The organism is Streptomyces colwelliae, from assembly GCF_048158785.1.
GTDB lineage: Bacteria > Actinomycetota > Actinomycetes > Streptomycetales > Streptomycetaceae > Streptomyces.
Map to the genome: position 1 here is coordinate 76,665 of NZ_JBLTJC010000005.1, position 12,497 is coordinate 89,161.

General features: G+C 70.5%; 11 protein-coding genes, 1 pseudogene and 1 riboswitch. Of the genes and pseudogenes, 9 read left to right on the forward strand and 3 right to left on the reverse strand.

Translation table 11 applies throughout. The features are described from left to right. Positions 1 to 135 precede the first annotated feature (135 nt). A complete protein-coding gene (locus ACNFOC_RS02190) occupies positions 136 to 1,053 on the forward strand; it encodes an AfsA-related hotdog domain-containing protein (protein ID WP_416955989.1) in 918 nt (305 codons plus the stop codon). A gap of 275 nt (positions 1,054 to 1,328) precedes the next feature. Continuing rightward, positions 1,329 to 1,775: a DUF6086 family protein gene (locus ACNFOC_RS02195; RefSeq protein WP_416955991.1), complete on the forward strand. Its 447-nt coding sequence runs from the start codon at positions 1,329 to 1,331 to the stop codon at positions 1,773 to 1,775. A 225-nt stretch (positions 1,776 to 2,000) separates the two neighbouring features. On the opposite strand, the gene ACNFOC_RS02200 is transcribed toward ACNFOC_RS02195, so the two are convergent. Continuing rightward, the gene (locus tag ACNFOC_RS02200; RefSeq protein WP_416955993.1) at positions 2,001 to 2,441 is read right to left on the reverse strand and encodes a MerR family transcriptional regulator; all 441 of its coding nucleotides are present in this window, start codon (positions 2,439 to 2,441) and stop codon (positions 2,001 to 2,003) included. A 30-nt stretch (positions 2,442 to 2,471) separates the two neighbouring features. Then, positions 2,472 to 3,491, reverse strand: coding sequence for an MDR family NADP-dependent oxidoreductase (locus ACNFOC_RS02205; protein ID WP_416955994.1), 1,020 nt, complete (start codon positions 3,489 to 3,491; stop codon positions 2,472 to 2,474). Positions 3,492 to 3,662: 171 nt separating this feature from the next. Further along, positions 3,663 to 3,776: riboswitch (SAM riboswitch) on the forward strand. 34 nt (positions 3,777 to 3,810) lie between these two features. Between ACNFOC_RS02205 and ACNFOC_RS02210 the strand changes: the two genes are divergently transcribed. The 6 genes from ACNFOC_RS02210 to ACNFOC_RS02235 all read left to right on the forward strand — a co-directional run bounded on the left by ACNFOC_RS02210 (position 3,811) and on the right by ACNFOC_RS02235 (position 10,425). After that, a complete protein-coding gene (locus tag ACNFOC_RS02210; RefSeq protein WP_406131186.1) occupies positions 3,811 to 3,936 on the forward strand; it encodes a putative leader peptide in 126 nt (41 codons plus the stop codon). Positions 3,937 to 4,173: 237 nt separating this feature from the next. Continuing rightward, positions 4,174 to 5,796 carry an ABC transporter substrate-binding protein gene (locus tag ACNFOC_RS02215; protein WP_416955997.1) on the forward strand — a complete coding sequence of 541 codons (1,623 nt, stop codon included), beginning with the start codon at positions 4,174 to 4,176 and terminating at the stop codon, positions 5,794 to 5,796. Positions 5,797 to 5,799: 3 nt separating this feature from the next. Next, the gene (locus ACNFOC_RS02220; RefSeq protein WP_416955999.1) at positions 5,800 to 6,759 is read left to right on the forward strand and encodes an ABC transporter permease; all 960 of its coding nucleotides are present in this window, start codon (positions 5,800 to 5,802) and stop codon (positions 6,757 to 6,759) included. Next, positions 6,756 to 7,682 carry an ABC transporter permease gene (locus ACNFOC_RS02225; RefSeq protein WP_416956001.1) on the forward strand — a complete coding sequence of 309 codons (927 nt, stop codon included), beginning with the start codon at positions 6,756 to 6,758 and terminating at the stop codon, positions 7,680 to 7,682. Before ACNFOC_RS02220 ends, ACNFOC_RS02225 begins: the two co-directional genes overlap by 4 nt. Further along, positions 7,664 to 9,415, forward strand: a complete 1,752-nt coding sequence (locus ACNFOC_RS02230) for a dipeptide ABC transporter ATP-binding protein (RefSeq protein WP_416956003.1) — start codon at positions 7,664 to 7,666, stop codon at positions 9,413 to 9,415. The genes ACNFOC_RS02225 and ACNFOC_RS02230 overlap by 19 nt, the downstream gene beginning before the upstream one ends. Next, positions 9,412 to 10,425, forward strand: coding sequence for an LLM class flavin-dependent oxidoreductase (locus ACNFOC_RS02235; protein WP_416956005.1), 1,014 nt, complete (start codon positions 9,412 to 9,414; stop codon positions 10,423 to 10,425). The genes ACNFOC_RS02230 and ACNFOC_RS02235 overlap by 4 nt, the downstream gene beginning before the upstream one ends. 776 nt (positions 10,426 to 11,201) lie before the next feature. Here the strand turns inward: ACNFOC_RS02235 and ACNFOC_RS02240 are convergent. Next, a complete protein-coding gene (locus ACNFOC_RS02240) occupies positions 11,202 to 11,393 on the reverse strand; it encodes a hypothetical protein (RefSeq protein ID WP_416956007.1) in 192 nt (63 codons plus the stop codon). Between the two features lie 134 nt (positions 11,394 to 11,527). Here ACNFOC_RS02240 and ACNFOC_RS02245 point away from each other — a divergent pair. Beyond that, positions 11,528 to 12,097 (forward strand): annotated as a pseudogene (locus tag ACNFOC_RS02245) (ATP-binding cassette domain-containing protein); the annotation flags it as partial. Positions 12,098 to 12,497: the final 400 nt, after the last annotated feature.

Consider the following 12,497-nt stretch of genomic DNA (forward strand, 5'->3'; position numbering starts at 1 on the left):
AATCTAGCCGACCGGCCGCCGTTTCCCACACGTATGACAGAGAACCGTAGCTTCTATTATTTTATGCCTGATTCACGCTCTTTCGCGCCGCCCGAAGCCGACCCGGAACAGCTGACGTTGAGCTGGGACAGTTGCGTGTCCCGGACTCTCGTGCACCGGAAAGCGGTCGCCGAAGTCCTGCTCACCGACGCCCGGGCGCTGTCCGACGGCCATTACCTCCTCGCCGCGCAGTGGCCGCGCTCGTATGCCACGTCGGCGTCCGGCACCGGTTCTGGTACCAGTTCCCGTTCTGGTTCTGGTTCTGGTTCCGGTTCCGGTTCCGGCGAGCGGCACGATCCGATGCTCGCCGCCGAGACCATCCGCCAGGTCGGCCTGTACATCTGCCAGCGCTTCCTCGGCGCCCCGAGCACGAGCAAACCCGTCATCCGAAGCGTCGGCTTCCAGCTCGACAACAGCGCGGAGCCGGTGGTCGGTTACGGCGCCACGGACGTGCTGTGCCGGGCCGAGGTGCACGACGTACGCCACGTCGACGACCTGCCCTGGCCGGTCGCGCTGAACGTACGGATCCAATTCTCCGCCGCCGGGCGGGAGTTCGGCTCAGCCTTCGGACGCGTCCGCGTTCTGTCCGAGGAGGAGTACGAGACGTTCCGCGGCCCGAACGCCGCCGCCGGCCCCGTCCCGGACGACGTGCACTGGCGCCCCTCGCCCACCGAGGTGTCGGTTCCCTCCCCCGGCGACGTGATGCTGGTCCGGGACCCCTCCGGGTCTTTGCTGGTGGCGCCCGCAGACCTGCGCCACCCACGGTTCTTCGACCATCCCAGCGACCACGTCCCCGGCATGGTCCTCCTGGAAGCCGCCCGCCAGGCGGCCTGCCTGGCGGGAGCCTCCCCCGGCCGCCTGAACGGCTGCCACATGCAGGCCCTGCGCTTCACCGAGTGGAACTCCCCCGTCCACGTCGCATGCGGACCGGCCGAGGACGGCTGGGCATTCCAGATCACCCAGGGCGGCGATACGACCGCCTCGGGCACGCTGTCGTTCGCGACGGAGGGGTAACTCACCTTCAGGGGGCGCGGCTTCACGTCCACCCCGTGCAACAGCCCCGCGTTTCCCCACCCGTTGTCGACCTGCGATGGACGCCTGCCCGCTCGAAGGACGGGCGCCCATCGCAAATCCCATCAGGCATCAGGCATCAGGCATCAGGCATCAGGCATCAGGCATCAGGCATCAGGCATCAGGCATCAGGCATCAGGCACCGAGATACCCAAGTGCCCACTACCCACCCGATCTTCTACCCTGCGCCGAAGGGCTATTGAGCAGGGGGATCGACAATGAGCATGTACTTCGACATCGGTGACAAGACACTGTGGAACCCGTCGAACGGCGCCGGACGCCTCTTCCTACGGCAACTCGAAGTCTTCGAGGCGGAGTTGAACCTGCCCTCGGGAATCGGCCAGGGCAAGCATCAGGGCGACCCGGACACACTCGAGGTCGATCCGGCCACCTACGCGGAGTTCGTACGCGAGCTGGTCGCCTGCCACTGCCGGACAGGCCACTCCGTGATCCTCGCGCTCTCCGAGGGGTTCGTGGCAACGGCGGTCGCACTCGCGCGGCGCGCCGGAATCGAGGTGGCGATACCGGAACCGGAAGCCGGCCACATCGGTAGTCGCGTCCAGTACGACATCCAGGTCCCCGCCGACCCCAGGACCGCGCCGACCGCCGTCGCCACCACGCTGGACACCCGGGCGCGGGAGATCGACCGCTGGATGGCCCGCTGAACCGGCACACCCAGGACCGCCCCTCGCCGCCCCAACTCCCTGAACCAGCCTGCCGTTTCCACCTCACGCCGGCACAGCCCGGCCAAAGCCCCGATCGCGGATACGCCCACGGCCGCTTCCCGCACTATCCGTTGCCGTCCGCAGCAGCCCGGAACCCACGATCCTCAACCACCGGAAACGCCACCTGCACGGCGGCGACCCATCCGTCTCCAAGGTCCGGCGGTGTCAGGAACCGGTCCGGGCATCGCTCATGGGGCCGTCCAGGCCGATGAGTTGGCCGACCAGGACACCGAACCGTAGGTCGAGCCCGTCGGCGAGGCGGTCGCGCAACTCCGTCAGCTGGCGGATGCGGGCGTCGAGTTCGGCCAGACGCCGGATAGCCACCTGCGGGACGACGCACTTCTCCGAATAGGGACCCGGGCGGACCTGCGGCACGGTCGGGCTGTCGGGCAGCGCGTCGATGATGTCGATGAGGCGACGCACATCGCCGATGGTGAGGCCGGAGTCCAACAGCCCGCGGACGGCGTGGAGTCGGCGTACGTCATCCTCGCCGTACTCCCGCTGTCCCGACGCCGTACGCCGTGCCGTGACCAGGCCGCGCTGCTCGTAGTAGCGCAGGGTGCGGGTGGTGACACCCACGGCCGCCGCCGCGTCGCCGATGCGCATTCCGTCCTCCGGGAGTCGGGTGGCCGGCGACTACAACTCCACGACCACCGTGCCGATGTGGTGTCCTTCGAGCAGTTCCATCATGGCCCGGGGTGCCTGGTCGATTCCGGACAGGCGGGTGTGCGGGACGGTGACCGAGCCCTCGCGGAGCCAACGGCCGAACGTCTCCGGGTATTCCGCCAGTGCGTCCCGGTGGCGCGCGCCGTTGACGCCGCGGAGCTGGATCCCCCGCACGATGAGCGAGTAGGTGTCGATCTCGACGGGCGCCGTGTTCTCGCCCGACACCTGTGCGGAGAGCGCTCCGATCAGCCCCACCCGGGCACCAGGACGGGCCAGGGCCAGCGCGGCTCGCAACTGCTCCCCGCCGACGGTGTCCACGACCGCGTCGATGCCTTCGGGGGCTGCTTTGCGCAACTGGTCCTCGATCGGGCCCGCCCCGCGCAGCACGACCGCGTCGTACCCCAGTGTCTCGACCAGGTAGTCCGCCTTGCGCTGTGAACTGGTGCTGCCGATGACCCGGTCCGCCCCGCGCAGGCGGGCGAACTGCCCGGCCAGGGTGCCGAGTCCGCCCGCCGCGCCGGAGACGAACACCGTGTCCCCGTCGCGTACTTCGGCTCCCCGGACGACGCCGATCCACGCGGACGGCCCCTGCGAAAGGTACGCGACCAGGTCAGGCAGGACCGTCAGGTCGACGGGCTGCACCGCGTCGGCCTCCACCACGGCGTACTCGCGGAACCCCGCCCAGTGCGACACCAGATCACCGGGGCGCAGTGTCCCGCCCTCGGGAGCCGTCACCACCTCGCCGACGGCCGGAGCAGACAACGGCCGGCCGACCTCGAACGACGGCATAGGCATGCCCGCGTCCCCCCGCATCAGGGTGCGCAGGGAGGCGGCGACGCTCATCAGGCGGTTGCGTACCAGCGCCTGCCCAGGTCCCGGTTGCGGAACGGGAACCTCCATCACGGCGAAGTGGTCCGGATCGAGGGCGCGTTCGGGACGGGCGGCGAGACGCACCTCGCGATGCGTGGCGGGGATGTTCGACGGAGACATCTACGGGCTCCTGAAGGGTTGTTGACGGCCGCACACCTCGCGCGGCGCCCCCGACGTTAGAAGTTGACGCGCACGTCAAGGGCAAGCCGGAGCCGACCGCCCGGTCGCCGCCGCTCACCTGTCCGAACCTGCCATTGACGTACGACGACGTCGCTCCGTACGATCACGATCGGCATCGAGTGTCAGCGTCAAGCCCTGGCTAGCTGACCGGCAACCCTCCGACGCGGTGGGGTGCTCCAGGTGAAAGCCCGGCAGGATCACCGAGGATCTCTGCAAGCGCGAGACCCTGTGGCCGGGGCCGGAGATGTGGAGGACGGTCGTGCGACACAGCAGTGACCCGAGTGTCTCCCCCGCCTCCCTGACGGCCGCGACGGTGTTCTCCCGGTTCTCGCGCCGCCGCCACATCGACCTGCAGCGCTTCACCAGCTGTCTGTGTCGCGCCTGACCGCCTTGACCACGTCCGTCTGACGTCTGTCGCGGCCCGTAGGCGTTTCCCCGCAGCCTCTCGCGGTCCTGTCCGAGTTCACGGACATGTGCCGCAACCGCCGCGCCCTTTCCCTCCCTGCATCCCCAACTGCACTGCCCGTCATCGGCGTTGCGCCGACCGGAGCGGCGCGCCCGTGCGCGCAGCCGTGATCCGCGGGGCACCCCATGCGTAGTGACACGAGTAGGAGCACCCTCCGTGAGAGCACATCCGGACATCCGCCCCACCCGATGGGCGGCTCTGACCGCCCTCCTGACCACCAGCGTCCTGCTCACCGCCTGCGGGTCCGGCAGCAGCGGCGGCTCGGACGGCGGCAGCGGACCGGCGAAGTCCGGTGGCACCCTGACCTTCGCCGTGGGCTCCGACGCCGGCTGCGTGGATCCGCAGCAGGTGGCCAGCAACGACACCATCTACTCGGTGCGTCAGGTCGTGGACTCCCTCACCGACCAGGACCCCGGGACCGGCAAGATCGTGCCCTGGCTGGCGAAGAGCTGGGACATCAGTTCCGACGCGACCACGTTCACCTTCCACCTCAGATCGGGTGTGACCTTCAGCGACGGGTCCGAGCTGACCGCGCAGGTGGTCAAGGACAACTTCGACGCGGTGCCGGAACTCGGCGCCCTGGGGACCCTCGCCGAGGGCTATCTGAGCGGCGTCAAGAGCACCACCGTGGTCGACCCGCTCACCGTCAAGGTGGCCTTCCAGCAGCCCAACGCCCAGTTCCTGCAAGCGACTTCGACGCACTCGCTGGGCATCGAGTCCTCGGCAAGCGTGAAGAAGTCCCCGCAGCTGAAGTGCAGCCAGGGAGTGGTCGGCTCCGGGCCCTTCGTGCTGAAGCAGTACGTGCAGAACCAGTCGGTCACGCTGGCCAGGCGCACCGGGTACGCCTGGGGTTCCTCGCTGTGGCACAAGAGCGGCGAGGCCTACCTGGACAAGGTGGTCTTCAAGGTCGTACCCGAGGCGGGGGTACGGGCCGGCAGCCTCCAGTCCGGGCAGGTGGACGCGATCAGCAGCGTCGGAAAAGCCAACGAGGCGGCCCTCAAGGGCGGCCAGGTCACCCTTCAGCGGCGGGCCAACCCCGGCGTGGTGTTCGGCCTGGCCTTCAACAACTCACGGCCGGCCCTGAAGGACGCACGGGTACGCCAGGCCATCGGGCTGGCCATCGACCGCAAGCAGATCGCCGACACCGTGTTCCCGACCGGAACCCAGCCCGCGACCAGCATCCTGGCGCACACCACACCCGACTACACGGACCTCTCCTCGGACCTGACGACCGACGCGGCCAAGGCGAAGTCCCTTCTGGACGCGGCCGGTTGGAAGACCGGCAACGACGGCATCCGCACGAAGGACGGCAAGAAGCTGAGCCTGACGGTCGACTGGATCCCCAACTCGGCGACCAACCAGCCCGCGTTGGAGCTGATCCAGCAGCAACTCAAGGCCGTCGGTGTCGGCCTGACGCTCAAGCAGCTCCAGGTCACCCAGCTCGCCCCGACGCTCCAGTCGGGTGACTACGACGCGGCGTGGGGCAACGTGACCCGTGCCGACCCGGACATCCTGCGCAGCTCCTTCTCCACCGAGCTGGCCAACTTCTACCGCGTCACGGCGGGCCCGCTGGACACCCCGCTGACCCAGCAGGCGGCGACCACGGATACCACGAAGCGCGCCCAACTCGTCGAGCAGGCACAGGAGTTGATCGTGCGGAACGCCTACTACGCACCGGTGGTGGAACTCCAGAGCCAGATCGGCGTGGCGACGAAGGTGCACGGCCTGAACTTCGACGCCTCCAGCCGGATCCAGCTCCACGACACCTGGATCGGCTGACCCATGCGCCGCTACGCGATCAAACGACTCGCCCAGGCCGTCGGGGTGCTGTGGGCGGCCTACACGGTGTCCTTCCTGATCCTGGACTTCCTGCCCGGCGATCCGGTCACGGCGATGGCCGGTGCCGGAATGGATTCCGGGCAGGTCGATCCGGCCCAACTCGCGGCGTTGCGGCACGAGTACGGCTTCGACAAGCCGATCCTGGTGCAGTACGCCGACTACCTCGGCAAGGCGGTGCGCGGGGACTTCGGCGACGCGGTCTCCACCGGCCGGCCCGTGACCTCGACGCTGGCCGACGCGCTGCCCCAGACACTTCAGCTGACCGGAGCGGCGCTGCTGCTCGCGGTGGTCCTGGGCGGCGGTCTGGCTGTGCTGGCGACGTACACCTCGCGGCGCTGGCTGCGCCAACTGCTGCTGTCGTTGCCGCCGTTGGGGGTGTCCGTACCGACGTTCTGGACCGGTCTGCTGCTCGTGGAGTCCTTCTCCTTCCGGTTGCACTGGTTCCCGGCCTTCGGCAACGACGGGCTGCGGGGGCTGGTCCTGCCGGCCGTGACCCTGGCGATCCCGACCGGCGCGCAGGTCGCCCAAGTACTGGCCAAGAGCCTCCTCACGGCACTGGACCAGGCCTATGTGGAGACCGCCCGCGCCAAGGGCGCCGGCCGGTGGCGGGTCCATCTGCGGCACGCCCTGCGCAACGCGTCCCTGCCGGCGTTGACGGTCGTGGGGCTGCTGGTGGGGCAGTTGATCGCCGGTTCGGTGGTCGTCGAGACGGTGTTCTCGCGCGACGGCCTCGGCCGGGTGACGGCCGCCGCGGTCACGGCCCAGGACATCCCGCTGGTCCAGGGGGTGGTGGTGTTCGGGGCGCTGATCTTCGTGGTGACGAACCTGGTCGTCGACCTCGTGTATCCGCTGCTGGACCCGCGGATCGTGGTGGCCTCGGGCCGGAAGGCAGGATTCGCATGAGCCGGGAACTGATCGCCGACACCACCGGCGCCGCGCTCGGCCTCCCGGCCCGGCCGGCCGAACCGGGAAGCGGCCCCGGACCGGGGAGCCGTGTCGATCTGCGGCGCGTCCGGAGGTTCCTGGTGCGCCGCCCGGGCCTGCTGCTGTCGGTCCTGATCGTCGTCCTGGTGGTGCTGGCCTCCTTCTGGCCGGATCTGTTCACCTCGAAGGATCCGCTGCGGGGGGTGCCGTCGGAGAACTTCCGCGGCCCGAGCGGCGCGCACTGGTTCGGCACCGACGAACTGGGACGCGATGTGTTCTCCCGGGTCGTGCACGGCGCCCAACTCTCCCTGAAGGCAACGCTGATCGCGGTCGCGGTCGCCTTCGTGGTGGGCAGTCTGATCGGTCTGGTCGCCGGGTTCGTCGGACGCTGGGTCGACGACGTGCTGATGCGCTTCGTCGACGTACTGCTGTCGATCCCGGCACTGTTCCTGTCCCTCGCCCTGGTCACCGCGCTGGGCTACGGCACGGTGAAGGTGGCGGTCGCGGTCGGGATCGCCAGCGTCGCGAGCTTCGCGCGGGTGACGCGGTCGGAGGTGCTGCGGGTGCGGCAGGCGGTCTTCGTCGAGGCATCGCGCTCGTGCGGATCCCGCTGGTACTCGGTCCTGGGCCGCCATGTCCTGCCCAACGCGGCGGGCCCGGTGATCGTCCTGGCCACCCTCGACTTCGGCTCCTCGATCCTCGCCGTGTCGGCCCTGAGCTTCCTCGGCTACGGCGCCCCGCCGCCGGCACCGGAGTGGGGCACGCTGATCTCCGACGGCCGCAACTACCTCGCCAACGCCTGGTGGTTGACGGCGCTGCCGGGACTGGCGATCGCCGCGACCGTGCTGGCCACCAACCGCATCGCACGTGCGCTCGACGGCGAATGGTCGCGGCAGCGATGACCGAGCGTGTGACGAACGACCCCGGAACGGGTGGGAACTTGACGACAACACCGAGCACCGGACCGAACGTGCAGGGAGCTCTGGAGATACGCGGCCTGTCGGTGTCGTACCGCACCCGCGGCACCACCGTGCGGGCGGTGCGGGACGTCGACCTCGATGTGCGGCCGGGTGAAGTGACCGCGGTGGTGGGCGAGTCGGGCTCCGGCAAGAGCACCACCGCGCACGCGGTCACCCGGCTCCTGGCACCGAACGCCAGGATCGACAGCGGCACGATCCGCTTCGGCCGGCACGACCTCACCACACTGTCCGAGGCGGAGCTGCGCACCGTGCGCGGCGCACAGATCGGCCTGGTCCCGCAGGACCCGTCCGTGTCGCTGAACCCGGTCAAGCGCATCGGCGAGCAGATCGCCGAGGTCCTGCGCATCCACGGTCTCGCGACCCGCCGTTCCGCGCCGTCGGAGGCGGTCGGCGTCCTGAACCGGGCGGGCCTCCCTGACGCGGCCACCCGAGCCCGGCAGTACCCGCACGAACTCTCCGGCGGTATGCGGCAGCGCGCCCTGATCGCCATCGCCATCGCCGCGAACCCGAAGCTGATCATCGCCGACGAGCCGACCAGCGCGCTCGACGTCACCGTGCAGCGCGTCATCCTCGACCATCTCCAGGGCCTCACCGAGGAGTTGGGCACAGCGATCCTGCTGGTGACCCATGATCTCGGAGTCGCCGCGGACCGGGCACAGCGCCTGGTCGTCATGTCGCAGGGCAGGGTCGTGGAGGCGGGCCCGACCCGCGACATCCTCGCCGACCCCCAACACGAGTACACACGGCGGCTGTTGGCGAGCGCGCCGAGCCTGGCCACCGCCCGCGCGAGTTTCCCGGCCGCCGCGCCCGCGGCCACCGAGGGGACACCACTGGTCACCGGAGGGAAGCCACTGGTCGAAGTCCGCAACGCGGTCAAGGAGTTCAGGCTCCCCCGCGCGGGCGGCGAGTCCCGCACCCTGCGCGCGGTGGACGACGTCAGCTTCACCCTGCACCGCGGCCGCACCCTCGCCCTGGTCGGCGAGTCCGGTTCGGGGAAGTCCACCACGGCCCGGCTGGTGCTCCGCCTGACCGACGCGACCGAGGGCAACATCCTGTTCGACGGTGCCGACATCACCACCGCCCGAGGCGCGCAGGCCCGCCAACTGCGCCGCCGGGCCCAGCTGGTCTACCAGAACCCGTACGCCTCCCTCGACCCCCGCTTCTCCATCGGCGAGGTGATCACCGAGCCGCTGCGCGCGTTCAAGGTCGGCGACCGCGCCTCCCGCCTCGAACGCGCCCGCGACCTGCTCGACCGGGTCGCGCTGCCCGCCTCGACGCTGGAACGCCGTCCGGCGGAACTGTCGGGCGGGCAACGCCAGCGCGTGGCGATCGCCCGCGCCCTCGCGCTCTCACCGGATCTGGTCGTCTGCGACGAGCCGGTGTCCGCGCTCGACGTCTCCGTCCAGGCCCAAGTCCTCGACCTGCTGGCCGAGTTGCAGGCAGACACAGGCGTGGCCTACCTGTTCATCTCGCACGACCTGGCCGTCGTACGCCAGATCGCGCACGAGGTGGCGGTCATGCGGGCCGGCCGCATCGTGGAAGTGGGCGCGCCCGAAGACCTCTTCACGCACCCCGAGCACGAGTACACCCGTGAACTGCTCGCGGCGATCCCCGGCCGCCGGGACGACCACGACCTGAGGACGCAGACCGCATGACCATCACCTCCCTCGCCTTCCTCACCCCGGGCAACTTCGCCGACGACGACCCCTACACCGGCCTGGAGGAGACCCTCCAACTCTTCGAGTACGGCGAGCGGTTGGGCTACGACGGCGCCTGGATCCGGCAACGCCACCTCGAACACGGCGTCGGTTCGGCCGCGGTGTTCCTCGCCGCGGCCGGACAGCGCACCGAGCGCGTCGAGTTGGGCACCGCGGTCATCCCGATCGGCTACGAGAGCCCGTTCCGGCTGGCCGAGGACCTGGCCCTGGCCGACGTACTGTCCCGCGGCCGACTCCAGATCGGCTTCAGCACCGGCATGCCGCACGCCGACATCCTCGGCGACCTCGTGCACGACGGCGACTGGCGCACCTTCGACCTCTCCTACGGCAGGGTCGCCCGCGTCGTCGACAACCTGCGCGGTGGCTATCTCGGGGACCCGGACACGGTGATCCAGTCACCGGGCAACACCCAACGCCCGCGCCTCCAACCGCACAACCCCGGCCTGGTGGACCGCATTTGGTACGGCGGCGGCAGCCTGCGCTCGGCTCGCTGGGCGGGCGAGAACGGCCTCAACCTGCTGTCCGGCAACATCGTCACCGGCGAGGGCACCGACGACTTCACCACGGCCCAGTCGAACCTCCTCACCGAGTACCGGCGGCTCCAGCCCGCCGCCCGCGTCGCGGTGGGCCGCGTGATCGTGCCGTTCGACAGCGCGGACCGGGCCACCCGTACCCGCTACCAGGAGTACGCCACGAGCCGCCACGCCCGCACCCTGGCCCCGCAGGGCCCGAGACGAACCCTGTTCGCACCGGACGTCGTCGGCACGGCGGAGCAGATCCTGGAACAACTGGCGGCGGACCCGGTGGTGACGGCCGTGTCCGAACTGCGCCTTGAACTGCCGTACGAGTTCCGGCGGGAGGAGTACGAGCAGATCCTGCACGACGTACGCCACCTGATCGCACCCGAACTGGGCTGGCGCCCGGCGCAGTTGGAGGCCACGCGGTGAGTTCCGTACGACTGAAGCTGCACACCCGGGTGCCGTTCGCCGAGGGTGGGGCGTCCTAGGTGATCAATGCCACGGCACGCTACGCCGTGGGCCCGGAGGCCGCCCGTGGCGACGCGGGGCACGGAACCGTACACGGTCTGACGACGGCCGAGTTCATCGTGGACGCGTCGTCCGTCCCGTCGCTCCCGCTCTTCCGCTCTCTCGCTGGACGAGCACCGGGTCCTCCCCCGCCAGCGCGCACGGAGTACACACCAGCAGGACCGCATCATGTGATCGAGTCTCCGAGGCATCGCTCCGCGTGTCGCTGGACCCCGAGTCGACGCGGAAGCCCCAAGACCACTACACCGAACACCGATCCGGCACCCTCACGCCCCGAGACCACTACACCGAACATCGGTCCAATACCCGCGCTCCCTACGCCTGTTGCACCGAGCACCGACCCAACGGCCGCGCACCCCAACACCCCCAGGACCACAGCACGGTGACCACCACAGCCGCCGACCGCCCTTTGCTGACCCCGGCGCCGCTGCTCCCGGTGGCCACCGCCCGGCAGACACGGGTCCGACTGCGGGACGCCCCTCAGGGCAAGTGGCTCACGCTGTGGGCCACCGTCGCCCCGCCCTGGCGGTCGACAGTGCCCTCGCCCTCGCCGGACCGACGGCCATCTGCCGTATCACCCAGGCCATCACCGACCGGCGGGCCCCGGGCACGCTGGTCGGCCCGGTGCTGCTCCAGGCGTACGCCCTGCGCTGGTGTCTGCGGACCTCGCAACCGCTCTACGCGGAGGGTCGCACCGCCGACGGACGCCATATCTCGGCGCTGCTCGGCGCGTTCGCCGCGCTGCCCACCCTGCGGGCGTTGCGCCTCGGCCCGGGCCTGCACGCCTGGGTGGAAGCGGCCTCGGCGGAGACGATGACGTACGAACTGCGGACCACGCACACGGCGCCCCGGTTCCACGGCCGGCTCAACGGCGCCGAACTCCTCGGCCTGAGCACGGTGTTGGTCGCGGTGTACACCCTGGTGCACGTGGGGCCAGCCGACGCGGGGCGCCGCGACGACGGCCGCGCTGTTCTTCATGGGCCTATCCGATCCGGTCAACACGATGCTCGGCGGATTCGACAGTGCGCAGCAGGTGGCGGCCGGCCTCCCCAGAATCGTCGGCGTCACGCTCGACGGCCCCGCGTCGGACGAACGCCCGCAGGGCCCGATCGACCATCCAGGAACGGAACTTCTGGTGCACGACGTCCACCACCGCTACGGCACCGGCCCCGACGTGCTGCACGGCGTCGACCTCGAACTACGCGCCGGGCAGCGGCTGGAGATCGTCGGGGCCACGGGCTCGGGCAAGTCCACGCCAGCGAGTTTCATCGCGGGCCTGTGCCTCCCGTCCTCGGGGCGGATCACCCTGGGCGGCACCGACACCGCCGACCTGGCCATCCCCACACCGGAGGGGCGGCGCCTGATCATGCTGGTGCCCCAGGAACACCACCGGTTCCTCGGGACCGTCGCGGACAACCTCCGGCTCGCCCGCCATGACGCCTCTGCGTCGGACCTCGCCGCCGTGCTCGCCGTCGTAGCCGCGACGGGGTGGACCGCCACGCTCCCGGACGGCATCGACACCTCTGTCGCCACCGGAGGCGTCGATCTCACCCCGCGCCAGATACAGCAACTCGCCCTGGCTCGCGCCCTGTTGCTCGATCCGGAGGGGGTCGTCAAGGACGAGGCCACGGCGGAGGGCAGCAGCGACACCGCCCAGGCCCTCGACCGGGCGGCCCTCGCCGCGACCGGGGGGCCGTACCGCGGCGGTGGTCGCCCACCGCCTGTCCCAGGCGACCACCGCCGACGTCATGGCGGTGATGGACGACGGCAGGGTCATCGAGCGGAGACGACCCGACGAGCTGTGGTCGACCGGCGGGATCCACGCCCGTCTCGCCTGCCCCGTCCCGTCCGGCACTACACGTCGGCCTCCGCGACCGCCGGCGGCGCGGGGTCGTGGTCGGCTCCGGCGGCTTCGAGCACAACGCGGCGATGCGCGCCCAGTACCAGCGCCAGCCCATCGGCACGGACTGGAC

Coding starts and splice junctions, on each gene's coding strand:
- ACNFOC_RS02195 (WP_416955991.1), top strand. CDS start 1,329: ATGAGCATGTACTTCGACATCGGTGACAAGACACTGTGGAACCCGTCG.
- ACNFOC_RS02200 (WP_416955993.1), bottom strand. CDS start 2,441: ATGCGCATCGGCGACGCGGCGGCGGCCGTGGGTGTCACCACCCGCACC.
- ACNFOC_RS02205 (WP_416955994.1), bottom strand. CDS start 3,491: ATGTCTCCGTCGAACATCCCCGCCACGCATCGCGAGGTGCGTCTCGCC.
- ACNFOC_RS02220 (WP_416955999.1), top strand. CDS start 5,800: ATGCGCCGCTACGCGATCAAACGACTCGCCCAGGCCGTCGGGGTGCTG.
- ACNFOC_RS02225 (WP_416956001.1), top strand. CDS start 6,756: ATGAGCCGGGAACTGATCGCCGACACCACCGGCGCCGCGCTCGGCCTC.
- ACNFOC_RS02230 (WP_416956003.1), top strand. CDS start 7,664: ATGGTCGCGGCAGCGATGACCGAGCGTGTGACGAACGACCCCGGAACG.
- ACNFOC_RS02235 (WP_416956005.1), top strand. CDS start 9,412: ATGACCATCACCTCCCTCGCCTTCCTCACCCCGGGCAACTTCGCCGAC.